At 39.7% G+C, this 26,549-nt stretch carries 15 protein-coding genes and 2 pseudogenes; 5 read left to right on the top strand and 12 right to left on the bottom strand.

Going from position 1 to position 26,549, the window contains the following annotated elements:
- Positions 1–171: 171 nt before the first annotated feature.
- The 3 genes from E2I05_RS06725 to E2I05_RS06715 all read right to left on the bottom strand — a co-directional run bounded on the left by E2I05_RS06725 (position 172) and on the right by E2I05_RS06715 (position 4,427).
- Positions 172–1,002 (bottom strand): hypothetical protein, encoded by an 831-nt coding sequence (locus E2I05_RS06725; protein ID WP_145964466.1) that lies wholly within the window; start codon positions 1,000–1,002, stop codon positions 172–174.
- A gap of 653 nt (positions 1,003–1,655) precedes the next feature.
- The gene (ltrA, locus tag E2I05_RS06720) at positions 1,656–2,936 is read right to left on the bottom strand and encodes a group II intron reverse transcriptase/maturase (protein WP_133309525.1); all 1,281 of its coding nucleotides are present in this window, start codon (positions 2,934–2,936) and stop codon (positions 1,656–1,658) included.
- A gap of 1,119 nt (positions 2,937–4,055) precedes the next feature.
- Positions 4,056–4,427, bottom strand: coding sequence for a hypothetical protein (locus tag E2I05_RS06715; protein WP_121854197.1), 372 nt, complete (start codon positions 4,425–4,427; stop codon positions 4,056–4,058).
- 289 nt (positions 4,428–4,716) lie between these two features.
- On the opposite strand from E2I05_RS06715, the gene E2I05_RS06710 reads away from it, so the two are divergent.
- The 4 genes from E2I05_RS06710 (at position 4,717) to E2I05_RS06695 (ending at position 12,662) form a co-directional block, all read left to right on the top strand.
- Entirely contained in the window at positions 4,717–6,981 is a 2,265-nt protein-coding gene (locus tag E2I05_RS06710; RefSeq protein ID WP_121854196.1) for a carbohydrate binding family 9 domain-containing protein, read from the top strand.
- Positions 6,982–7,161: 180 nt separating this feature from the next.
- Entirely contained in the window at positions 7,162–8,130 is a 969-nt protein-coding gene (cysK, locus tag E2I05_RS06705) for a cysteine synthase A (RefSeq protein WP_121854195.1), read from the top strand.
- Positions 8,131–9,265: 1,135 nt separating this feature from the next.
- Complete coding sequence (locus E2I05_RS06700; RefSeq protein WP_121854194.1) at positions 9,266–11,518, top strand: aminotransferase class V-fold PLP-dependent enzyme; 2,253 nt, start codon at positions 9,266–9,268, stop codon at positions 11,516–11,518.
- Positions 11,519–11,720: 202 nt separating this feature from the next.
- Positions 11,721–12,662 (top strand): phosphatidylinositol-specific phospholipase C, encoded by a 942-nt coding sequence (locus tag E2I05_RS06695; RefSeq protein WP_207805300.1) that lies wholly within the window; start codon positions 11,721–11,723, stop codon positions 12,660–12,662.
- Between the two features lie 69 nt (positions 12,663–12,731).
- Here the strand turns inward: E2I05_RS06695 and topA are convergent, their stop codons facing one another.
- Entirely contained in the window at positions 12,732–15,380 is a 2,649-nt protein-coding gene (gene topA / locus E2I05_RS06690) for a type I DNA topoisomerase (protein WP_121854199.1), read from the bottom strand.
- A 331-nt stretch (positions 15,381–15,711) separates the two neighbouring features.
- Here topA and astB point away from each other — a divergent pair, with 331 nt between their 5' ends.
- Entirely contained in the window at positions 15,712–17,046 is a 1,335-nt protein-coding gene (gene astB, locus E2I05_RS06685; protein WP_121854192.1) for an N-succinylarginine dihydrolase, read from the top strand.
- Between the two features lie 83 nt (positions 17,047–17,129).
- Here astB and recR read toward each other — a convergent pair whose 3' ends face one another.
- From recR to E2I05_RS06650, 8 genes and pseudogenes are all read right to left on the bottom strand, one after another.
- Entirely contained in the window at positions 17,130–17,729 is a 600-nt protein-coding gene (recR, locus tag E2I05_RS06680; protein WP_121854198.1) for a recombination mediator RecR, read from the bottom strand.
- Positions 17,730–17,731: 2 nt separating this feature from the next.
- On the bottom strand, positions 17,732–18,064 hold the full coding sequence (locus tag E2I05_RS06675; protein WP_121854191.1) for a YbaB/EbfC family nucleoid-associated protein: 333 nt from the start codon (positions 18,062–18,064) through the stop codon (positions 17,732–17,734).
- A gap of 72 nt (positions 18,065–18,136) precedes the next feature.
- Positions 18,137–20,521 carry a DNA polymerase III subunit gamma/tau gene (gene dnaX, locus E2I05_RS06670; RefSeq protein WP_121854190.1) on the bottom strand — a complete coding sequence of 795 codons (2,385 nt, stop codon included), beginning with the start codon at positions 20,519–20,521 and terminating at the stop codon, positions 18,137–18,139.
- Positions 20,522–21,017: 496 nt separating this feature from the next.
- Positions 21,018–21,563 carry an adenine phosphoribosyltransferase gene (gene apt / locus E2I05_RS06665; protein WP_121854189.1) on the bottom strand — a complete coding sequence of 182 codons (546 nt, stop codon included), beginning with the start codon at positions 21,561–21,563 and terminating at the stop codon, positions 21,018–21,020.
- Between the two features lie 197 nt (positions 21,564–21,760).
- Positions 21,761–23,299, bottom strand: a pseudogene (locus tag E2I05_RS06660) (IS1634 family transposase); the annotation flags it as partial.
- Between the two features lie 18 nt (positions 23,300–23,317).
- Positions 23,318–24,457, bottom strand: coding sequence for an ISAs1 family transposase (locus E2I05_RS06655; protein WP_133309523.1), 1,140 nt, complete (start codon positions 24,455–24,457; stop codon positions 23,318–23,320).
- Positions 24,458–24,549: 92 nt separating this feature from the next.
- A pseudogene (locus E2I05_RS22265) lies at positions 24,550–24,642 on the bottom strand (DUF4277 domain-containing protein); the annotation flags it as partial.
- 402 nt (positions 24,643–25,044) lie between these two features.
- The gene (locus E2I05_RS06650; RefSeq protein ID WP_133309522.1) at positions 25,045–26,514 is read right to left on the bottom strand and encodes an ISKra4 family transposase; all 1,470 of its coding nucleotides are present in this window, start codon (positions 26,512–26,514) and stop codon (positions 25,045–25,047) included.
- Positions 26,515–26,549 lie beyond the last annotated feature (35 nt).

The following is a 26,549-nucleotide window of genomic DNA, read 5'->3' as shown; positions in this document are numbered from 1 at the left end:
CTGCGCTGGAGTGACGTGAACTCATCGGTATACTTTCTTCCGCAATTTTCCTTAAAACAATTTGTTGAGCTGTAATTTTGGGAATAGTGAGTCTATTTCAGAAAACTACAACACTGAAATAGGCGAAAATAGCTGTGCTGTAGCGATTCGATTATCCAAAATTCAAGTTTGTTATTGCTTTTTATCCTTTTCCTTTTCCTTTCTCTTCTTTTCAATTTGAACATATACCTCTGTGTTTATTGGAGCACGGGCACAGACACCGTCAGAACAAGTAAAAGGTGAAGAACCTGATTCTGGCGCTATTTGAAGTTTGATATCGAGCGGAGCGTTACTTTCTAACGATTTGGCGAAGTTGACTTTTTGCTGGTGTCGATGATCTGTTATTGATAAAGTTTTGTTTTTAGTATTCTCATTTTCTGTTTTGGCTTGCATACAAGAGATACTTTTTACAAAATAACGTGCGGTGAAAAAACCTACAATAACACCTGCTGAAAACTTGATGACTCTTCCGCCAATAGTATTCTCAATGTTATAACACTTCAGCACTTTTCCTATTAAACTAGCAGCATTAACTCCACCGACTATTCCTGCCGCAGCCGCTAACGTTCCAACTAATTTTCCTTGAGAACTGGTAACGCCTATAATCACGGCATCACCTGCAATATTAAGCACGTTAAATGTAAAACTAAAGTCTGAGCGTTTTTGAATTTTCTCATTAAAAAAGTTTTCTTGAATATAACCTAAACTGCTATGTGAAACGGATGAGAGTGGTGCTCGTATCAAATAACGACTTCCCAATGCCACCCCAGCTCCCAGTGGCCCGCCAACTGCAAAACCTGCACCCGCTGTGACCGCAAAGCCAAGATATGTTTCCATGCTGGGTAAATTTTGATACAAATATTCAGTCCATGTTTGAGAAGGTTCACTTTTTATTACGGACATAAACACCACACACTCGTATTGATGGCAAACAACACCTACAAAAAAGCCAATCTTTGTCATACTAGCGAAGGCTGGTATCCAGTGACTTTTATAGAAAAAAGCAAAGGCACTAGACTACCGACATACAAAACTGTCGTTACTTCGTTTCCAGCCTGCGCTGGAATGACGAGAACTCATTGGTATACTTTCTTCCGCAACTTTACCTAGGCAAATTGACTCAATCTGTTTATTATACCGATTACAGTAATTAATAACTCACTCAACAAAAGCTAAAGAGTTTCAGTACAAAGCGCAAGTTTGCGGTACTATATTCCCTACAGCCGCCATACAAAGCTGGCGTTCAACGCACTTCGTGCTTTTGTCAGGATAATTCAAGTGCTTGTAACGCAGTAATGGAATCCTTTAGCCTTGCCCTTCGAGAGCTTGTATGCACTCAAATTACTTCTCAAAATTGTCTTGACGTAAAACAACTATGCCTTCATCAATTTCGATTGCACTTTGAGCACCTATATAGCTCTGAGTTGAGCATTTAATTAGGGTCTGTTGATCTTTCAGGATTAAATTTTGTGCTATTTGGGCATTTATCTGTTCAAGTAGAGTAGGCTACTGGCTTCGCTATCGCTTATCCAGCAGCCCCTCTTCGATTCCGTGCATGAGGTTTTCCCTCACACGGCTCTGTTGTTACACTTCTCTCAGCCCCTTCACTTTGCTTATCATCTTGTCGTGGGTAAATACTCAAGACCAGCTTGGCGTAATTTTTCGTAAGCACCTCGTGATAGATACTTGCTTCGACGTTGACTTAAGCGACGATGCCAGCGATAGAACCGGTTTACTACAAATCCATTTATTCTGAAAAATACACCTCTGGGATAACCTATCCCACCAAAATAGTGTTTCCATCCCCTCAGAACTTGATTAACCTTATTTATCAGTACGCCAAGTGTATTTGAGGTTCGGTGTTTCACTATGTCTCTGATTTTATTTTTCAGCTTTGTTTGGCTCTTCTTAGACGCCTGTATCTTGATGTAACTGGTGCCTTTGATGAGGCCTGTGATCCGTTGAAAGTTAAAACCGAGGAAATCAAACTCATTCATCAGCTTTCCCATATCCACACAGTGGGTTTTACTTTGATTTAGCTTCAGACCTTCATCACTTAATTGCTGTGTTATCCAGTCCAGTTGCTCTTGTGTGTAGGTTTGCTTATGAAGTACAACAAAATCATCTGCATAGGTAACGATTTTACACGGTGTTTTTTCGTGTATTTTCAAACAGAAATCGTTGAGATAGATGTTAGCCAGTAGTGGAGAGATAACTCCGCCTTGCGGAGTGCCACATCGGCTTGCTTCTATTCGCCATTTCCCGTTGACCGTCTCTATGCTGATGGGCGCTTTGATAAAGCTTTTCAGTAAACTCAGAAAGCTGCTGTCGCTTATTCGCCTTTCTATTTTTGTCATCAACTTAGCGTGCGGAATGGTATCGAAATAGGCGCTCAAGTCAGCATCGAGTACGTGCTGATAGCCTTGTTTTAGGCTCATTTCAATGACTTTTACCGCTTGCTGGGCGCTTCGACATGGACGGTAGCCATAACTGTGTTCATGTAAATGAGGTTCGTAGACGGGTTGCATCACTATTGTCATCGCCATTTGCACAATTCTGTCACTGATTATCGGGATCCCAAGTTTCCGCGTTTTGCCGTTGTCTTTGAGTATTTCTACTCGTTTGACTGGGCTAGGTCGATAGTTTTTCTGTTGTAATTGAGTTTGAATTTCTTTTAACAGCGCAACGACTTTCTTTTGCTGCTCTAGATAACTGAATGTGATGCCATCAATTCCTGCTCCGCCTTTATTGGCTTTGCATCGTCGATAGGCTTCTTCGAGTATATCTAGGCGACTGAGTTTATCGTACAAGCTGTAAAATCGAAGCTCCGAGTTAAGCTTTGAGCGTAAGTAAAGTTTTCGCTGTAATATTCTGATATTTACTGGAGTGTTAGCCATATGGCAATTTCACCTCAAAAGTTACGTTAAAAAACGGGTGTAACACTGAGCCCCTTCCCTGATGTAAAGTTATGTTGTCTTCACGGTTAACGGTACTATGGGCTCATCCGACTGCCTGAGCGCCCTATCTGAAATTTCGGTTTACCTTATATTCGGATAGTGCAAGTCACTACCTTCCAACACTCAGGCTCTCCCACGTTCACTTTATTTCCTTCAATACATGCCACTTCATATTACGCCGGAAGATCAAACAGATGCATTTACCAGTTGCTTCTCTGTTTGTGTCAGGGTTCGTCAACTAGGAAAGACTCCCCATCTTCATTTTTTGATTTACGACGCTTAACTGAATTCGCTTGATGCTGCGGCCTACATTGCATCTCAACCTTTATTCAAGGCCTTTGTCACAGGGCTTCATGTCATAGCGGTTACCCATTATGCATGCCCGTCAGATTTCGGGATGAACTGGTAATTATCCCGTCAGGTACGTTTCAACCTGATGGACTTATTATAAATAATAACGTTGCTGTCTCTGGTTTATGGCCATGTAATCGCTTGGCTGCGTATACGTTGAGACAAATCCCACAACAGAATAAAGCGCTTCGTGGCGCTCCCTAGAAACATCTGTTGACTGCGTTCTCAAGCGTAGAAAAAATGGCTGATAGTAAGACGTAGCTTGCAGCAAGTAGTTATTCTACTTGCAAAAGTTACAACGCAGATAGCAGCCATTTTAGCAAGCTTGTGAGCGTAGAGCATTTCACTCATTGGGTGAAAAACATGATAATAAAATCATCCCATTGTTCAAACAGTTACTCATATACTCAGCGTTCAACTGATGTTTTTAGGTTTAAGGCGTGAGCAGTGATGCTTAGTCATCTAAGCAAGCTGGTCACAACACAGAACAGTGAATGCTCAAAAGCATCGAAAAAAGAGAGAGCGTAAATTGGTCGCTCTTTCTAAATAAAAGGTGCTGTGTTATCGTTTTCTTATTTGGAAACGAAGCAACGACAGTTTTGTATGTCGATAATAACCAAACCTCACAAACTCTGCCTTGCATAAAATAACCAATTTATCGCTGCAAAAACAATCACGAAAGATCAACAGACCCTAGTATAATTGATATTACAAGTTGTTTTCTAAAAACAACTCGAAATACAAATGCAACATTTGTTGATCAGAACGCGCCATATAACAGCCATACTTTCCAGTATTTGGATCCAAAGCAATATTAGCTAATCCAGTAGCTTCTGAAAATAAAGAAAAAGCACCATTAAGACATTCTTCTTCGTGACCACTAAACTCACATACACTTTGAATTAATTCATTATTCTTGGTTAATTGAACAAGTTCGTTTGCTAAAACTTCATCATATTGAGGGCATTGATACATTTGAACATCAATATCAAGTTGTGTGATTTGTTCGGTAAAATCACTTGCAAACGCCATTTGTTGTATGAAGCAAAAAGCGCTAACCAACACAGAAAGTTTTTTCATTATTCACCTCATCACGGTATTAAACGACTAATTTCCCCCTTATTCAGAACAGATCAAGCCGTGTTTGTTAAGTTAATTTTGAAACAAACGACTATTGCTTCAAGAAGTGTTCAGAAAAACGACTAGAGTAAAATTTTGTAACAATTATAAAACTGCCATTACATATTGATTTCTGTCAAAATAACACTTTGATTATTTTCATAGTCAGCCATCAATGACTACAATCACAACAATCTAATAACAGGCACCCTTCATTTTGAAATATTCGACTCTTATTTACGCTAGCTGTATGAGTTTAGGATTGTTTAATCCAGCCTTTGCAAGAGATTCAAAAAGCTCCCATATTAAAATACCAACATTAGACGCTACAATAAAAATTGATGGAGAACTTTCCGAAAGCTACTGGCAACAAGCTGCTACAACGAAGCTGAACTTTGAAACTCAGCCGAATGAAAACACTGATGCTCCAGTAACAACAGAAGCAAAAATATTTGCGACTAAAAAAAGTCTTTTTGTAAGTTTCGTGGCTCATGATCCTGAACCAAATAATGTTATCGCTAACCTCACCGATAGGGACAGTTCTTGGGGAGAAGATCTCGTTGGAGTTCGATTCGACACATTTAACAATGCTCGCCTTGCTTATAATTTCTTCATTAACCCATACGGCGTTCAAACAGACACAATAGAGAATGAGTTAACAGGAAGGGAAAGCGACGCTTGGGATGGTATTTGGTACAGTGCAGCTAAGCGAACACAAACTGGATATCAAGTTGAAATAGAGCTTCCGCTGTCAATGTTTAATTTTGATGACAGTCTCGAAGAGCAAGTTTGGGGAATCGACTTTATTCGGTATTACCCCCGTGGTGAAAATATAAGATTATCGAATAACAAGCACGACCGGAACAACAACTGTAACTTATGCCAAATAGGCACAGCCAGTGGTTTGAAAAATATTTCCCAAGGTCGTGGGCTCCAAATAACTCCTTCTTTAGTTGCTGCAAGACACAGCAGCCGCGATACTAACCCAGTATCGGAATGGGAACATGGTACCCAGACTGAAGTTAGCTTAGATACTCGCTGGGCTATTACACCCTCAACATTATTAAATGCTACGATTAATCCTGATTTCTCTCAAATTGAATCAGACGCAGGACAATTAGACGTAAACACAACTTTTGCGCTTTTTTATCCCGAAAAACGTCCTTTCTTTTTAGATAATAAAGACTATTTTGATACTCAAGAAAATCTATTACATACTCGAAATATCGGTGCTCCAGATTACGGCTTAAAACTCACAAGCAAAGTCGACAACCACACCAGTGCATTACTCGTTGCAAACGATAATAAAACGAACTTTTTAGTACCCGGTAATTTAGGTTCAAATGTCGCAACAATTGATAGCGAAAGTATTAATGTCGCAGGTCGTTATCGATATGATTTTTCAGAAAAGTTATCTGTAGGTGGCTTGTTAACGATTAAGCAAGCTGATGAATATCACAACTATGTCCTAAGTGGAGATGTAAAGTACCAATCAACAGAACAAGATACTTTTCAACTTCAGTACGCCTCTTCTCAAACTGAATACCCTAAAAATCTATACCAAGATCAAAATTGTGATGTTAATGACTGTGAGAGCGTGCTGAGAACTCAAATAGACGGCGACTTTAGCGGAAGCTTTTATCGCTTAAATTATCGCCATGCTCGCCGGAATTGGGATGTATTCGCGAACTATGAAAGTTTCAGCGATGGGTTTCGAGCCGATCTTGGCTTCGTTGATAAAGTTGATTTTAATAAAGTCGTTTCAGGTGGTAGCTACAAATGGTTTCCAAAAAATAGCTTCTTCAATTTAATTCGTGTCGGCGGAGATTGGGATATGAGCCGCAATGATGACGGAGACATTCTTGAGAGAGAAATTGAATCCTTCGTTAATCTTGAAGGTAAATATCAAAGCTATATATCATTTGGTGCTGTCTCACGCTCCCGTGTTGGGCGAAGAAACAATAGCGATTCAACTTCAGTTAAAGGAAATTCTCAACTGTTTGATGAAACACAATTTTGGTTTAATACAGAGTTTGACCCTGTTTCATCTTTAACATTAATGTATCGAACTTCTTGGGGTGATGCGATTGATTTTTCGAATAACCGCTTAGGCAAAAGATTACAAATTCGCCCAGGTTTTGAGTGGAATATAAAAAACAATCTAGCGCTAGAAATAGGCCATAACTTTACTCGATTGAACGTTGAAGGCGGCCGTTTATTCACTGCGAATCTAACCGACTTACGTTTGAATTGGCAGTTCAGTGTCAACAGCTTTTTGAGAGTCTCTAGCGTATTTACCAATATTGTTCGAGATCCTACTTTATATATCAATAGTAATCGAAACAAAAAGAGCTCTAGCCTTAGTAACGAGGTACTTTATGGCTATAAATTAAATCCATTAAGTGTATTCTATCTTGGCTATTCTGATGGCTTAATATCTTCGGATGAGGTCGATTCATTGACAGCAGATGAAAGACGGATCTTCATGAAGATGAGTTATGCATGGGTTTTATAATTTAACGTTTAATCAGAATGAGAACCAAAGAGTTCTCATTCTTTTATCTATCATATTCCAATTAACCAACAAAACACCTCTCACTTATAACAAAAAAATATATAGAAGATTAAACTATCATTTTAATTTGACCACAGTATCACTATGATTTAACAACAAATCAGAGGAGTCTAATAAGTCATGGGTAAAATCTTCGAAGATAATTCACTCACTATCGGTAACAGTCCGTTAGTTCGGTTAAATCGTGTTAGTAATGGAAATGTATTAGCAAAAGTAGAAGCTCGCAACCCGAGCTTTAGTGTCAAATGCCGCATTGGTGCCAACATGATTTGGGCTGCTGAAAAAAGCGGTGAGCTAACGAAAGATAAAGAACTTATTGAGGCAACCTCAGGAAATACAGGCATCGCTTTAGCTTATGTTGCAGCCGCTCGCGGTTACAAATTAACACTCACCATGCCTAATAGTATGAGTTTAGAACGTCGAAAACTGCTCAAAGCGTTAGGCGCAAATCTTGTACTCACTGAAGGCCCAAAAGGGATGAAAGGTGCTATTGATAAAGCTGAAGAGTTAAGTCAATCCAATCCGAGCAAGTACTATGTCGTTCGCCAATTTGATAACCCTGCAAACCCTGAGATACATGAAAAAACCACTGGTCCAGAAATCTGGAATGACACAGATGGTGAAATTGATGTCTTCGTAGCTGGTGTAGGTACGGGTGGAACAATTAGCGGTGTCAGCCGTTTTATCAAAAACACCAAAGGCAAAAAGATCACTTCAGTTGCCGTTGAGCCTGTTGATTCTCCAGTTATCGCTCAAACCCTTGCTGGCGAGCCTGTACAACCTGGCCCTCATAAAATTCAAGGTATCGGAGCTGGCTTTATTCCTGGCAACTTAGACTTATCCGTTGTGGATCGTGTTGAAGCTGTCAGTAATGAAGAATCAATTGAAATGGCGCATCGACTAATGAAAGAAGAAGGTATTTTAGTCGGTATATCATCTGGTGCTGCTGTCGTTGCGGCCAATCGTATAGCAGCCTTACCTGAGTTCAAAGACAAAACCATTGTCGTAGTATTACCTTCATCATCAGAGCGCTACTTATCATCTGCTCTATTTGCTGGAGAGTTTGGAGATTTAGAAAACATCCAGTGATCTAACTCTAATATCAATCCCATCAACCTAATTTGCCTAGCCTTTTGCTAGGCTTTTTTTGTTTAAAGAGATACCCACTAGGGTCTGTTGATCTTTCGTGATTGTTTTTGCAGCGATAAATTGGTTATTTTATGCAAGGCAGAGCTTGTGAGGTTTGGTTATTATCGACATACAAAACTGTCGTTACTTCGTTTCCAAATAAGAAAACGATAACGCAGCATCTTTTATTTAGAAAAAGCGACCAATTTACGCTCTCTCTTTTTTCGATGCTTTTGAGCATTCACTGTTCTGTGTTGTTACCAGCTCACTTAGATGGCTAAGCATCACTGTTCACGCCTTGAACTGATAAATGCTCAAATAGCACAAAATTTAATCCTGAAAGATCAACAGACCCTCATACCATTTACAGTAATTAAATGCTCAACTCAGAGCTATGTATGTGCTCAAAGTGCAATCGAAATTGATGATGACATAGTTGTTACCGACATACACAGCTGTCGTTATTACATTGCTACGTCAGGACAATTTTGAGAAGTATTCTTTATAAACCAAAGTGAGCACATACAAGCTCCCGAAGGGCAAGGCTAAAGGGTTCCATTGCTGCGTTACAAGCACTTGAACCTAAAACATCAGTTGAACGCTGAGTATACGAGTAACTGTTTGAGCAATACGATGATTTTATCATCATGGCTTTCACCCAATGAGTGAAGTGCTCTACGCTCACAAGCTTGCTAAAATGACTGCTCTCTGCGTTGTAACTTTTGCAAGTAGAATAACTACTTGCTGCAAGCTACGCCTTACTATCAGCCATTTTTTCTACGCTTAAGAACGCAGTCAACTGATGTTTCTAGATTGAATTATCCCGACAAAAGCACGAAGTGCGTTGAACGCCAGCTTTGTATGGCGGCCGTAGGGAATATAGTACTTCGAGCTTGTGCCTTGCACTGAAACCCTTTAGCTCTTGCTGAGTGAGAGATTAATTACTGTAATTGGTATAATATCAATTACATTCAAACTGTCTTTTCGCTGAACATTTGTCAAAAAACAATTGAAGGATCACTGAAGCCTGCTAGTATTGCATTTAGTTATTACATATACCAAAAAGAAATAAAAAGTTATAACAAAGGCCATCGATATGACTAAAAACAATATGCTTTCACAAATCTATTTAGATTCTAATGCCACGACCCGAGTTCATCCTGCTGCTGCAGAAGCTTCATTTGATGCGATGGAGCAAACGTTTGGGAATCCCAGCAGTAGTCATATCACAGGGTTAAGAGCAAAAAGCCTGATGGAAAAAACCCGTGCATCAGGTAAAAAACTTTTGGGTATCACTAATGGGAAGTTCATTTTTACAAGTGGTGCAACGGAAGGTATTCAGACGGCTATTCTTTCGGCATTGGTTGCTGCAAAATCTCGCATTCAAGACACTCAAAATTACTGTATTCTTTATGGTGCTACAGAGCACAAAGCGGTACCAGAATCACTTAAGCATTGGAATCAATTACTGGGTATTAATGTTGAAATAAAAGCAATACCTGTCGATGAAAATGGCAAACTTGATGTTGATTTTATCACTAAAGAAGTGCCTCGTGCTCTCATGATTTGTACAATGGCAGTAAATAATGAAACTGGAATTTTTCAAGATATCACTCTCCTTGACCAAGTCATTAGAGTAAACAACCCCAATGTTTTTTGGATGGCTGATTGTGTTCAAGCACTGGGAAAAACCAATTTAAATCTTGAAAAAACCAGTATTGATTATGCGCCATTTAGTGGCCATAAACTTTATGCCCCAAAGGGTGTGGGTTTTATTTATATTAAAGACACTGCTCCTTTTACTTCTTTTATAGCAGGCGGTGGTCAGGAAAGTGGTTTACGCTCTGGTACAGAAAACTTACCTGGTATGGCTGCACTTAATGTAATTTTTGATATTTTAAATGGTGATAGTGAACACCAGTTTGCCAGCATAGATACATTACACCAATATCGACTTAAACTGATTGATTCTCTTAAAAACGCCTTTCCAAATTTAGTATTAAATCATCCTCTTGAGAGTAGTGTTCCAACTACCATTAACTTTTCTGTCCCTAACTTTTCAAGTAAAGAGATTATGGATCTATTTGATGCAGCCAATATTAGAGTAAGTTCTGGCTCCGCATGCAGCTCCAAAGTGACCAGAAGTTTTGTACTAGATGCTATGGGGTTACCTGCTTGGCAGAGTGAGTCAGCGATCAGAATGTCATTTGGTCCAATGATGACAGAGCATGAATGTCAACAAGCTTGCGAAAGAATAGCATTAGCAGCAAACGCACTCAGTAAGAACTGTTTGTTGTACAGTAACACCGTTAAAACTTTGCCTTTAGATGGGCTTATAGAATTGAGATCAGGTAGTAGCTGTTGTTGGTTGTACACAGACATTAGCACTAAAAAAGCGATAATCATCGACCCGTTACCTGAACTAACTGAACGTTTAAAAAGTATCATTTCTTGCCAACAACTTGAATTAATCGCAGTGCTCGATACACATGGTCATGCCGATCATGAATCATCAAGAAATCATTTACTCGAACAACTGCCTGAAAATCAACTGACCGATCATTTAGGTTGGCCAGAAAATGCGTTAACTCATTCGTGGCTGTCTGAAGTTTATTCTGCAATTCAAATTGGCAGTAACAAACTCGTTAAAGTCCCAACACCAGGTCACACAGACGATAGTGTCAGCTACATTTTGATAGATGCACACACTTCATGCAAATACGCATTTTGCGGTGACACCATTTTAATGGGAAGCTTAGGGCGCACTAATTTCTCATCAAGTAGTTCCAAAGCCATGCATAAGAGCTTAACTAAAATTGATAAGTTAATCGGTAAAGACTGCTTAATCTGTTCAAGCCATGATTATCACAATGAATTCACCACGACACTTAGATCTGAATGTAATCGTAACTCATTATTAAACTCTGTCCTTTTAGGTAATCTAACTGTAGAGGACTTTTGCCAAAGGAAAGCACAGCTTGACTCTCATCTTGATGATCAGCAAGGTGGGGAAATTCAATGTGGTGCCTATGTGGACATAGATGAGTCATTGCACATTAGAGAGTACGATAATAGCAGCCTTCAAGATACTCTCAATCACGATAAAAACTATACGTTAATTGATATTCGCGAGCCTCATGAGTATGCACTTCAACACAGCACACAAGCAAAAATCAATGTGCCCATGACACGGTTAGTACAGTTTGTAGCTGACCACATAAATGAAAAGTCCAACCAATATATTTTGGTGTGCCGAAGCGGAAGCCGATCGTTAGTGGCAGCTCAAGCATTAGCACGACTCGGTTTCAATAATATTGGACACCTTCAGGGTGGGTATGCGTTAAATTAACCTGAACAAAGAGTAACGAAACTTGTAATCAAACAATCTTTTGGTAAGCTCATCAGAGAATGTCAATACAGTCAGGTTTCTTATGTTCAAAAGACCGCTTATTACAATGATATTCCTTATATCCTATTCTCAACAAGTTCTCTCTCATGGTGATAATTCGTATCACCATAGTAGAGACGATTTGCCAAAACAGAAATGTTGGATGAAAATGCTCCCAGATTCTCTACCGATCCGTAGCATTTCAATCCCAGGTACACACGATTCAGCAGCAAGACACGGTGGCGACTCTGCACAAACACAATCCCTTTCAATTACTCAGCAACTTAATGGTGGTATTCGATTTCTCGATATCCGCCTCCGCCACGCTTCAGATAAATTTTCACTTTATCATGGTTTTATTTCCCAAAAATTGCACCTTGACGCCGTATTAAATGAAGCGAGAACTTTTTTAATTAACAACCCTTCTGAAACAATATTCATGCGATTGAGAAAAGAATATAAAGATGGAAAAAATACCCGAAGCTGGCAAGAAACATACAATGACTACGTAAATGAATTTTCAGATGTTATGTGGACAAGCTCTGAATATGACCCTGAACTTGGCAGTGTGCGAGGGCGTATTATTGTTTTAGATGATATGGGTAGTTTAGTGAGCCAGAGAGCAGGTATATACTACGGAAACTTTAATAAACAAGACGATTTTAAGTTTACGACTAATTGGGATTTGTACAGTAAGTGGATTAAAGTTAAAAACTTGCTTAAGCAAGCTAATAATAATCAAAGAAACGCCATCAATTTTTTAAGTGGATCAGGTGGTAGTTTTCCATATTTTATTGCAAGTGGGCATTCATCGCCATCAACATTCTCGCCTCGACTGCTAACTGGAAAAACAACACCTGGATGGAAAAATAGTGATCCTGATTTTCCGCGTATATCATGTTTCATTGGAATTTGTTCGATTGCATTTGAAGGTACAAATGTACTCACCAAACAGTATATACAGAAGTATAATCCTAGCTATGTTGGTATTATTGCGGCTGACTTTCCTGGTGATGGATTGATCAGTAGTATCATTTACACTAATCCTTTTGCGAGGGCATATTTCTATACTCACTTATTTCAAAAGCTTTCATGCGACGATTAAAAAAGCTATGAACATTTCTATTCATAGCTTTCGTATCAGATAACCATATCCTGCTCATTTTTAAGCTAATTATTTCTTTTTAACTTTAACTTTGACTTTAGATTCAACCACCCATTTGCCATCGATGTACTTAGCAACAAAGCCAGTCACTTTGCCTTCAGCTTCACCTACAACATACTGCTCTTTAGTCTTACGGCTAAACTTAACAACAGTCTTATTACCTTTATCATCTTCTACAGGAGCGTCAGCTAAAAAGCTGTATTTATCCCATAACAAATCCCGATAATGCACAAGCTCTTCAACAAGTGGGGCACGTGTTTCACGAGATTTAGGGAAGGTACTGGCCGCTAAAAATATTCCCGCAGCACCATCACGCAAAACAAAATGCGCATCAGACTTAGTACACTTCAATTCAGGCAAGAAGATTGGATCTTCTTTGGGTGGTGCCGCTTCACCGCTTTTCAACAGCTTACGAGTATTTTTACAATCATCATTAGTACAACCGAAGTATTTACCAAAGCGGCCATTCTTCAATTCCATGTTATGCCCACATCGATCACACTCAAGCAGTGGACCGTCATAACCTTTGATTTTAAAGTTACCTTTTTCTACTTCATAACCTTCACAACTTGGGTTCTGACCACAAACGTGAAGTTTTCGGGTTTCGTCGATGAGGTAGCTGTCCATTGCTGTGCCACATACACCACAACGATGCATAGCTCTAAGCGCGTCGGTCTCAGCAGTTTCATTATCGTCGCTGATAGCTTCTTCACCAGGCGTCAAGTTCATTGTTGTTTTACAACGCTCTTTTGGCGGTAAAGCGTAACCTGAACACCCTAAGAATACACCAGTTGACCCCGTACGAATCCCCATTGGCCGCTGACAAGTTTTACATTCAATATCAGTGATAACCATATCATTTGGGCGCATACCGCCATCATCGGGATCTTTCTCTGCTTGTTCTAGTTGACCAGTAAAACCCTTATAGAAGCCATCAAGCACTTTTTTCCAATCTAATTCGCCATGAGCAACATCATCTAATGTTTGCTCCATTTCAGCGGTAAAGTCATAACTCATTAGATTTGAAAAACTATTAACTAAACGTTCACTGACAATCTCACCCATTTTTTCAGCATAAAATCGACGATTTTCAACTTTTACGTAACCACGATCTTGAATAGTCGAAATAATAGTTGCATAAGTCGACGGTCGACCGATACCACGCTTTTCAAGCTCTTTCACCAAAGAGGCTTCACTAAAGCGTGCTGTCGGTTTGGTAAAATGTTGAGTTGGGATAATGGAATCTAATAAAAGCGGATCACCTGTTGCCAGCAAAGGTAAATCACTTTCTTCTTCATTTTTCTTTTTTAATGCTGGCTGAACACGTGTCCAACCATCAAACTTGAGTGTACGGCCATTGGCTTTAAGCTCATAATCACCCGCTTTTACCGTAAGTTTTGTTGCATCATACTGTGCAGATGTCATTTGACATGCGACGAACTGACGCCATATTAACTCGTAAAGCCTCTGTGCGTCGCGCTCCATATCATTCATAAAGGCAGCTTCTAAACCAACATTTGAAGGTCTAATGGCTTCATGAGCTTCTTGTGCCCCCTGTTTGCTGCCATACCTTATTGCCTGCTCTGGTAAATACGCTTGGCCAAATTCTTTGCCAATCATTTCACGAGCACTGTCAACGGCTTCTTTACTTAAATTGGTTGAGTCAGTTCGCATATAAGTAATATGACCAGCTTCATATAAGCGTTGAGCCAACATCATGGTTTTCTTAACGCCAAAACCTAAACGTGTACTGGCTGCTTGTTGCAAAGTAGAAGTAATATATGGCGCTGAAGGCTTACTTTTTGTGCCTTTAGTCTCGCGAGCTATAACGCTATATTGCGTTGAAGACAATGCATCTACAGCAACTTGAGCTTCTGCTTGAGTTACAGGCTTAAAAGCTGAACCTCGAAACTTTGTCACTTCAAGCTTCAATGATTCATTCGATCTCGTATGAAGATCAGCAAATACGTCCCAGTATTCTTCTGGCACAAAAGCTTTGATTTCTGCTTCTCGTTCAACAACAAGACGTACTGCAACGGATTGAACTCGACCAGCTGACAAACCACGTGCTACTTTTTTCCATAGCAATGGTGACACCATAAAACCAACCACTCGGTCTAAAAATCGACGTGCTTGTTGAGCATTAACCATGTTGGTATCCAGCTCAGATGGCTTACTAAAAGCATCTTGGATTGCGGTCTTAGTGATTTCGTTAAAAACAACACGTTGGTAACGCGACTCATCTCCACCTATGACTTGTTGAAGGTGCCATGCAATCGCCTCTCCTTCTCTATCCAAATCCGTTGCGAGATAGACATGATCAGCTGATTCAGCCAAAGTCTGTAGCTCTTTAACAACTTTTTCTTTGCCTTGTAGGATTTGATACTTCGCTTTCCAGCCACGATCAGGGTCAACGCCCATACGAGCCACTAGAGCTTTCTTATCACGCTCACTCTTATACTTAGCTTTTTCTTCAGGAGCCATTTTACGGACTTCTGCAGCTGTTTTAGTGGAGCTACTGCTTCCTTTAGCAGAGGAAGATGTTGGTAGATCTCGAATATGTCCCACACTCGACTTAACAATAAAGTCCTTACCAAGATACTTATTAATCGTCTTGGCTTTAGCCGGTGATTCGACAATAACTAGCGATTTTCCCATAGTTTGATATACGCCAAAATGCTGGTGAAGATAAATTGGCTCCATATATAGAGGGTTGTGGCTTCAGTTTCAAGTCACAATCCAAGATAATAGAGTCAGCCAGTCACTTTTTAAGCAAAAGCTTATAAAGTTCAAAAAATAATATTGCGCTATTAAAACCTAATATCTCAGTATTTACCATCTTAGTCATAATAGTTATGCAATTATTACCCTATTTATGTAGATGTTACAAATTTGACTACTTGAGATGCCATTTAGCTTATGTATACTGGCCGACATCTCAATACCCTATTTGAGCTTAATCAGATATCTCATCTTAGAAGGATATGTAATGAAGCATTTTGAAGCGAATTTTGACGGGCTAGTTGGCCCGACTCACAACTACGCTGGTTTGTCTTTTGGTAATGTTGCCTCGTTTAATAATGCTGCTCAAGCCTCAAACCCAAAAGCCGCCGCGAAACAAGGCTTAAAAAAAGCCAAGTCTCTGGCAGAGATGGGAATGGTTCAAGGAATGTTAGCTCCGCAAGAACGCCCAGATCTGACAACACTTCGTCGTATCGGTTTTACCGGTACAGATGCACAAGTTTTAAAAAGTGCGCACGAGCAAGCACCACTTTTACTCAATGCTTGTTGTAGTGCTTCCAGCATGTGGACAGCCAACGCAGCTACTATTTCCCCAAGTGCTGACACGAGAGATAAAAAAATTCATTTCACTCCAGCAAACTTAGTGGATAAATTACATCGCAGTATCGAACCTATCACTACAGGTCTAATCCTTCAATCTACGTTCAGTGATCCAAACCATTTTCATCATCATGGACATTTACCTGAACACGCCAGCTTTGGCGATGAAGGCGCGGCAAACCACACAAGAATGTGTGCACAATACGGCGAGTCTGGTGTTGAGCTTTTCGTTTACGGTCAAGAAGCAACGAATCCTAACGCTCCTCGTCCAGCTAAATTTCCTGCCCGTCAAACACTCGAAGCCTCTCGTGCAGTAGCACGTTTACACCAATTGAATGACAGTAATACTGTATTTATTCAACAAAACCCAGATGTTATTGATCAAGGTGTATTCCACAATGATGTCATTGCGGTTGGAAATCAAAATGTACTCTTCTATCATGAGCAAGCTTTTGTTGACACTCAAAATAAACTCGATGAAATCCAAAGCAAACTCAATACTGAATCACATTTTATCGAAGTACCAACTAACAAAGTTTCTATTAACGATGCCGTTAAAAGCTACTTGTTTAATACTCAAGTAATCACCTTACCGTCAGGTGAGATGGCCATTATTGCACCGACAGATTGCCAAGAGAATCCTGCAGTGTTTGCTTATTTAAATGAGCTCGTTACTCTTGAGACTCCAATTAAGAAAGTCTTTTATTTCGACGTGAAGCAAAGTATGCAAAATGGCGGTGGCCCAGCTTGTTTACGTTTACGTGTTGCCATGAACCAGCATGAATTAAGTGCTGTCAATCAACATACACTAATGAATGACCAGTTATTTTCTACATTGAACCAATGGGTTGATAAGCACTATCGCGACCGACTAACCACGAAAGACTTAGCTGACCCTCAATTATTGATTGAATCTCGTACTGCACTTGATGAATTAACTCAGATAATGAAGCTTGGAAGTGTTTATCAGTTCCAACGTTAATTTTTAATTTTCACTATAAAACCAAAAAAAACCAGAAATAATCGCATATTTCTGGTTTTTTTATGAGGTGAATCTTAAGTAAATTAAATAGGTACTCGCCCATTAAATGACAACGCAAGCGTTGTACTATCAACATATTCTAATTCACCACCTACTGGCACCCCATGAGCTATTCGGCTCACTTTTATATTATGTCTTGAAGCCATATCAGCAATGAAATGAGCGGTTGCATCCCCTTCAACAGTTGGGTTTGTCGCTAAAATTAATTCACTAATATCGCCTGATTTTAAATGATCTTCCAGCAATGACAGCCCAAGCTCTTCAGGGCCAACACCATCAAGTGGTGATAAGTGTCCTAAAAGGACAAAATATCGACCTGAAAAATGTCCACCTGCTTCAACAGCTAATACATCCGCAGACGTTTCAACGACACAAATAGTGGCTGAATTTCCACGTTTATTACTTGCGCAAATCGGACATAACTCTTCTTCAGTAAACGTACGACACGACTTGCAATGTCCAACATTACTCATCGCCTGTGCCAGTGTTTCTGCTAGTTGCAATCCTGGTTTACGATTACGTTCTAGCAGCTGAAACGCCATGCGTTGGGCAGATTTCGGTCCAACACCCGGCAAGCAACGCAGAGAGTGGATCAGCTCGTCAACAAGCGGACTAAATTTCATCATTAAAACGGCATCTTCATACCAGGTGGTAATTGCATACCGCCAGTGACGTCAGCCATTCTGCTCTTTTGGTTTTCTTCAACACGGCGAGCAGCGTCGTTGCATGCTGCAGCAATCAAGTCTTCCAGCATGTCTTTGTCGTCTTCCATTAAGCTTGGATCGATTTCAACTTTACGCACATTGTGATTGCCAGTCATAGTAACTTTAACCATACCTGCACCCGACTCACCAGTGATTTCCATACGCGCGATTTCTTCTTGCGCTTTAGCCATCTTGTCTTGCATCATTTGGGCCTGTTTCATCAGGTTACCCATACCGCCTTTACCACCAAACATAGTTTTTTCTCTTTAATATAAAAAGTTGATACCAATTTTACTTAAGTTTTGTCGTTAAATAAACCAAGATACTTAAGTAGAGACAAACTCTAGATTCTTTATAGCCTGACCTTTTAAACTCAAGTTAGCTGGAGGAAAGGCTACAGTGTCCATATTTAAACTTGCCCCCATATTATCCATCAGCCATTGTATACTCGGATCGTTTCTTAATTTTAATTCTGTATCCTGTAGCAGTTCTTTCTGAAAACGCTGGCGAACTTCTAATGGTGTCTCTCTGTGTTTATCAAGTCCAAACTCAATATTCACTGTAATAGGCTTATCAAAATTTTTGCTTAATGCTGCTTCTAGCTGCTTAATAGCAATATCTGCTGACAAATGCTTTTGATCGGGCTTTAGCAATAAGGGTAAAGGTTCTGAAAACTCTCGACATACTGAGTTTACAGCCAATTGCCTAATTCGGCCTCCACAATCAAGTTCTGACATTAATTTATACCAGTATAAATCAGTAGCGTCACCAGTGAGTGAAGAAGGTGCACTAGGGGTTAAACTTTCTTGTGATTGAACAATGTCAACTGAAAGTTGTTCACTTTTCACAGGAATGCTTGTTGATTGTACCGACTGAGCGACTTCATTTTCATCTGTTACATTGCTTGTTTCTATCTTTTGTTCAACAGGCGTAGACGATACTTCCCATGGTGGTGTTTCAACAACTTGATCTGCAAGCTCTGCACTATCATGATTATCACTCACACCTAAGGGAGCCGAGTTCGAATCGGTTTGCTTGGCATCGTCTCGCCGCGCAAACGGCTTGCGCTCAGCGACCGATTTAGGCTTTTTTGCCCCACCTTCCTTATCTTTTTCTTCCGCCGATAAGTCAGACAGCAATGCATCTCTAGATGCTAGTACAGCTTCGAGAGGGTCAATATCAACCGTTTGAGTAGCAGAAACAACGGTATCTGCAATAGCTTGAGGAGCTCTGTTGTTTTGCTCTGTGCTATTCGAAACTTCATAGTTTATAGGTTCTGGTGATTCCGTACTCTGCAAATCAAGGTTAACGGCTTCAGGCACATCAAAATCTGGTGGAGGAATATCATTAAAGCCCTGACTTTGTGCTTGGCTGAGCAAAACAGCTTGTTCAGCTTCTAATGCTGACACATCATTTTCTTTGTCAACTTCAGTTGAAACAGTTTCAGTTGTAACTTTCGTTATCTCACTGCTCTGACTCAGTGCTTTTTTCACTGCGGGATCTTCAACCTCCACGTTTGTATTGGCTTCAACAACGACGTCAACTGCTTTAGTTTCTACTTGTGGTGTAACTAGAACACTGGCAACCGATTGTTGTGGATTCTCAGATTTTTTCCATTTCGTAATGGGTGTTTCTGGTACAAATGCAATGGCTCGGAGTAATGCCATTTCCAATCCAGATTTTGGATCTGGCGCATAAGCAAGATCTTTTCTTCCACTCACTAAAATCTGATAGTAAAGCTGTACTTGCTCTGGTGATAATTGTTCAGCGAAAGCTTTAATTTGATCGGCATATAATGACAACTGCGCCGCAGCAGGTGCGAATTGTGTCAATGTAATTTGATGCAGCAATTCGAGTAGACTACGTAACACTTCTTCCGGCTCCGCACCAAACTCTATCACTTTAGTACAGGCAGGCATTAACTCTGCGACATTACCTGTGGTAAGTGCGCTGAATAAACCAATGACATGATGTTCGTCAATACTGCCAAGCATCGTTTGCACTTGGTTGAGCATGACTTCGCCTGCACCAAAAGCAATAGCTTGATCGGTCAAACTCAACGCGTCACGCATACTGCCATTGGCTGATTTTGCAAGAAGCGTCAGTGCTTGTGATTCAAACTTCATTTGCTCTTGTTCAAGAACAAAATCTAGCTGTTTTGCGATATCTTCTTGAGTCAAGCTCTTCAGATTAAACTGTAAGCAGCGCGATAAAACAGTAACAGGAAGTTTTTGAGGATCGGTTGTCGCAAGTAAGAATTTTACGTGCTCTGGTGGTTCTTCAAGTGTTTTTAACAGCGCATTAAAACTACTACGAGAAAGCATGTGTACTTCATCGATTAAATACACTTTATAGCGTCCACGTGTGGGACGATATTGAACGTTATCTAAGATTTCTCGAGTGTCATCAACTTTAGTGCGTGATGCAGCGTCAACTTCAATAAGATCAACAAAACGGCCTTGGGCAATTTCCACACAGCTCGAACAAGTGCCACAAGGTGTTGCAGTTATGCCCTTCTCGCAGTTTAAACCTTTTGCAAAAAGTCGAGCTAAACTGGTTTTACCTACGCCACGTGTGCCAGTAAATAAATACGCATGATGAAGACGTTGTTGAGTTAATGCATTGGTTAATGCATGAAGAACATGAGATTGGCCTACGACCTGTTCGAAAGTGGCAGGCCGCCATTTTCTGGCTAACACCTGATATGACATGAAACTCCCTAATTTAGCCTCTGATATTCAGGCTGGCTCCTGTGTTGCGCGAATTTAATCACCATATCATGCAACTAGTTCGTAAACCAGATAGCGATAAAGCAAGAGTATCAAATGAGGATATTACGTACATTATCAGTTCATTTGATACTCGAGTTAAGCCGTGAAAGTAGCTTATCCAATTACAGTAACAAATCTTTCACTCAGTAAAAGCTAAAGGGTTTCAGTGCAAGGTACAAGCTCGAAGTACTATATTCCCTACGGCCGCAATACAAAACTGGCGTCCAACGCAGTAATGGAACCCTTTAGCCTTGCCCTTCAGGAGCTTGTCTGTGCTCACTTTGGTTTATAAATAATACATCTCAAAATTGTCTTGACGTAGCAATGTAATAACGACAATTTTGTATGTCGGTAACAACTATGCCTTCATCAATTTCGATTGCACTTTGAGCACATACATAGCTCTGAGTTGAGAATTTAATTACTGTAATTGGTATTACTCGCCTTCGAATTCACACAGAGTGAGGACATCTAAACCAAGTGCTTTCAAACGTGCTTCGCCGCCTAAGTCTGGTAAGTTAATCACAAACGCTGCATGGCTTACATCACCTTTTAAACGACGGATTAGCTTAACTGTCGCATCAATGGTGCCACCTGTTGCCAATAAATCATCGATAACTAAAACCTTGTCACCTTCAACGATAGCGTCAGTATGGATTTCTAACGTATCTTTTCCATATTCTAGTTCATAATCTTCAGAGATGGTTTCACGGGGCAGTTTTCCTGGCTTACGTACAGGTACAAAACCCACACCCAACTCTAATGCCAATGGAGCACCAAACAAGAAGCCACGGGCTTCGGTGCCAACCACTTTAGTGAATCCCATAGACTTATATTGCTCTACTAATAGAGAAATAGTAGCCTGATACGCTTTAGCATTTTCAAGCAAGCTCATAACATCACGGAACATAATGCCCACTTTTGGGTAATCAGGAATGGTTTTAATGCTTTGCTTAATTATGGCTAAGGTTTCAGTATTCATAGCAAACTTCACTTAAATTTTTTTGATAGTCCACTTTTTAAAGCAGACAAAATAAAAAAGCCCTATTAAGAAGGGCTTTATAAAATGCTGCCAAATTTTACGGTGCTTTAAATCACGTTGCAACAAACTTCGAGAATTATGCTGGATACGAATCACAATTTAAACGATCCCTCTTTTAACAGACATTGATCAGACCCCTAGGTCACTTTTTTGATTTTATACAGTTTCAATGTGTGACCTCCAATTAGCTTTACTATTTTTTCCCTTAGCTCATCAAAGCCGTCTAGGCGAGCTTCATTGTCACACTGAAGTAAATTTATTCCTTCAAAACACTGAAATACCCAACGCAGTGTAGGATTAGAGGTTTCTTGATTAATTTGATTTGGTATCGTCGCTTTTAGCTTTTTCATGTTTGCTCTCATTCTCCTTTGAGCAATTGAGTACACCAAGAGTGAGAGTGTCATCACCATCAACAGAGCATCGATTCTACTTGGCTTTTTGATAAATAATGAAGAAACGAAAAACAAGGGATCTTTTAAAAAACGGAAGCCTTTTTCTACTTCAGACTGAGCTTTGTAATGTTTAAGTAACTCTTCAGGTGACAATGTTTCTTTATCAATATTTGTCGCTAAAACAAAGCATGATTTTTGCTCTACTGCGTCATTAATTTTGTCTTCATTTTCTGCTATCTCAGCCGTTATTTGCCATTCAATGCGTTTCACTGGGGCATCTTTCTTTGGCCGACCTTTACCTTCATATATTTTCTGCTCGATAACATTTTTTCCTGCTAGCTGATGATACTTCATTTTTTTTGTTATCTTATCTAACGCTCTTTGTGCATCTGTTTGGCAAGCAAAACGTTGAGCTTGTAAATGAAACAACTCTTTATCTATTCTCAGTTTTGCCCGTTCAACTTGTCTCACAATGCTCTTTTTCGCTCTGTAATTAGCGGCATTAGAATATATAACCACCCATCTTTGCTTTATTTCCATATGCTCGACGTCATTAACAACGTATTGGTAATTATCATCTATTTCAGTCCATTGATTAGCGTTAATGGCATTTGAAACGAGTGACTTTTCAAGAGATATAGTTGATGGAACCAACGTCAGAAATTTAATCTTAGTTAAAAACTCAGCATTCTTTTCATGATAAAGCTTACTGTCAGCAACAAGATATTTTGGTGAAGGACTCTTTTTAAAAACATCAACAAGTGCTTTGCTTCGCGCTTTAAAAATAGCGGTGTCGGCGCTATTGCCATCCCAATTTTTACACGCCAGAGGAATACCTCCATCTTGGCTAACAATGACTTCTTGGACAACTTGTTTTAAATCTGGGCGGTGAGCTTTACTGTATCCATGAGTAATAGTAATAACATTTTCATCGGTATTTTTATCGTCAACATCGTACTCACCAGTTAATGAGTGACTCGTTGTGTCAAGGGATTGAAAGGTACAATCTACTTGATCAAGCTCACAAGCTTGAGCTGAGACTAATGAGAATAAGCTTTCACAACCAAAGTCTGAACACTGATCGAGTGTTCGCCCTAATTTGTGACGATTAAAATGTGAAGCTTCAACTCCTTCACGGAATAAATGTTCGAGTGGTAAGTTAGTGAAAAATTGAGGGCTAAGCGATAAAGGCCGGTTAGCAAAGCCTAATCCGTTCATTATCATCCCCTTGACGGCTTCTCCAGGGGTGATTTCTTGTTTTTCATCTTGAGGGAGATACTGATTAGGGCAAACGGGTCTAAATTAGACAGCCAGTTTGCCCACAGTTAATACCTTCATCAAATATTCTTCATCCCAGCCCGCTTTTAAACGTTTGCTTTTTATTCCTACTTTTGCTGTTTTCTCATTTTTCAGCATGTTGAGTGCTGTTTTATTCATGATAGCCATATTCTCTGCTGCGTTTCCACTTCTTAACCGACATGAATCTTCATCAAAGCTTACATCCAGTTGCCAGTGGAGCTTATTTTCAACAAACCAATGAGAACGTATTGCATTTGAGATAAACTCAGCTTTAGGTTTCAAATGACTACTGATGTAATAGCGTCTTTCCATGGTCTTCTCTATCCCTTTTTGTTCCCTAGTAGATTCTACGACTACAATGCTGTTTAAGCTTGACCATCTACTATGGCGTTTTCTGAGCCACTCTACGTCAGACGTGACCCAAACTTTTCTTTGTTCAATTCGACCGTGATCTTTATCGACTTCCTCAAACATATCGTAGTGAATTTTTTTAAATCTAGACTCGAGTTCTGTATCTAAAAATAATTTGATATCTTCAAAGAACTCACCTTGGCTACCTTTAAGGGCGAAAATATAATTAGCTTTTTTTTCAATGATTTTATCTGCAATTTTAAACTGGCAACCCATTGCATCAGTGGTAATGGTTGCCCCTTTAATATCGAGGAGCTCTAACAACTTAGGAATGGCTGTTATCTCGTTGCTTTTACCGTCAACTTTCATTTGCCCTAAGCAAAGATTATTTTTTACTGACCAAGCATTAACGATATGTATTGCTGGAACTTCATTCACTTTATCCAGAGTTCTTCTCAGTGTCTTGCCATCAAGAGGAATGATATCTTCGTCAATTGTACAAAGGTATTGCGCCCACGCTATAAAAGCGGCATGAAAAGCCTTAGGACATAAGCGGTTGAGAACATCGTTAAAGGTATCATGGCTTGGGACGCCATGAGGCATATCTAAAAAAGTTTCGAACCATTTTTTCTTCGATTTCCCATATTCTTCAATAGCATTGAAATTATCGCAGCCACAGATAACCGCACATAGAGTAATGGTTATAATGTTAATCAGAGGATGATGTAAAGTTCGTGACATACGAGGGTCGGGTAGGCCATCAAAAAAGTCGCTGATTGTCGTAGTTTTCATAGAAATTAACAAGCAAAGACTATTATAAACCACGATCGCTATAGTTTGGCAAACGATCAAATTTGATTGCTTATTTTTGACCCGTTTGCCCTAAGATACTGATCTAAAAGATTGACAATTTTTAAGTCTTCAATAACACCTGCAACAATACCATGATGGTCTAACCGTTTGATTTTTAGTTTCATATTCACCTCAGTTTTGAAGTGATATTCTATCAAGTTATTGAAAATATTGCGTTTAAATTAAATAGATTTTTTGAGATTGCTCTGATCAATGTCTGTTTTAAACGAATAATCCTAAATAAATCGGTTGGGAGCGTTCATATACGCAGAAAAATTATACCAATTACAGTAATTAAATTCCCAGCTCAGAGCTATGTATGTGTTCAAAGTACAAGTGAAATTGATGAAGAGATAGTTATTACCGACATACAAAACTGTCGTTACTTCGTTTCTACTTGCAAAATTTATAACGCAGCTGGCGGTGGTTTTGGCAAGTATATGAATGTTCAGCACTCACCTGGTGGGTGAATTCGGGTTGTTTAATCCTGTAATTAACTTGGGTGTGGGTCTTTTAAAACGACGAAGTTACCCACATCTGTATAACCTCTGTTTGGATTGCTTTTTGTGATACTCCCAATACTTTTCAATATCACCACTCGATCTTAACGACCTAAGTTTTAATATAGCTTCTGCACCTTCAAGGCTCCATCTCGCTCCAGTGATATCCAACCTATCATTAATCAGATGACGACAAGCTCCCTCAATGACACCGCTAGCAATTGGGAAACCTTGCTCTAACGCTTTACCGTATTCTAATCTTGATTTATTTTTCAATAGATAACCGATGCACTTATTAATGCCTTCTCGTTGTTTTAATTTCCGTTTTGTTGCACTGATCCCAAGGCCTTTTGCTACTTGTGACGCATTACCTCGTAAGATTTCAGTCGCTCGATTTTCTATCCAATCTTCGACTTCTGGATCATCTTTTTCAAATAAGCACCACGCCGCTTTCCAGAGATATTCAAGCACATGGATGAAATCCATGACCACCGTTGCATTGATGTTGAGTTTCTTCATCACCCGATAAATTTGTTTTAGCTGATGAGGATGACCATCAACGAGTACAACCCACTGACGGCTTTGAGTAGGGTCTCGTTCCAGAGCTTCTAAAAATGCTTCTTCAATCACAGTCGCAGCGCTTCTTTCTACGCTTGCCCACACACGTTTATTTCTTGGTGGCACACGTAATGGACGAACATTTGAATTATCGTTTCTAGACATGATTGATTCTGGGGTACGATGCAAAGGCTTGGTGGTGTATACCGCTGCAACTTCTGCCATTCGTTTGCGGTCTTTTTTTTCTCCAGCACTTAGGCGTCCTTTGAGCTTCTGTTGTTTCGCTGCTTTTTGCGTGCCCTCTCTCAAGCTATTAGGTTGCATAACGATGCCTTTTCCATCCATAGTCAATACCAGTAAATCAGATGTATTTTCTGGCTTAAGGTATCTCTGCTGGAGATAAAAACCATCAAAATCTTGTGCAATATCCTGCACAATTTGCCTTGCTTGTCGCTTGGGCACGTGCGCACCTGTGGTGGTATCTATTGAGCTTACTGCATCATCATATGAGCCTTTGACTGCTTCTGTAGCGAGTCTTAGGCGTACACCATCAGAGTATTTATCTTTCGAAAGATTCAGCTCACCATCCATTGGAAACACGCTATCACACCGACGTTGACTGTAACCTTTTCGATGCATCGTTACGGTACCAAATAAACTTTCTAAGTTTCGTTTGCAGTTATTTTTCAAATAATTCAATGCAATGTCACGGTTGGAACAAACTTGCTGACGGGGCTCTTCAGCGGTTTTGATATCTAAGAAACCCTGCAATAAACACCGCAACAACTCAGTTCCTTCGGTATCGATATAGGCTTCAACTTCTCCATGGCTCTCTTGCTTAACTTGTTTGTCTTCGAGGTGCGAAATAATACGCTCAAATTTCAATTTGGCTTCAGAAAAGAATGAAAATTCGAGTGAGTTTGAGTATGCTAGTTTCATGAAAGGAGCCTTTTTATATACTTGTTGTGTGTGGA

Origin of the sequence: Parashewanella spongiae (assembly GCF_004358345.1) — a bacterium.
GTDB classification, from domain to species: domain Bacteria; phylum Pseudomonadota; class Gammaproteobacteria; order Enterobacterales; family Shewanellaceae; genus Parashewanella; species Parashewanella spongiae.
This window is presented reverse-complemented; position numbering and strand designations above follow the sequence as displayed.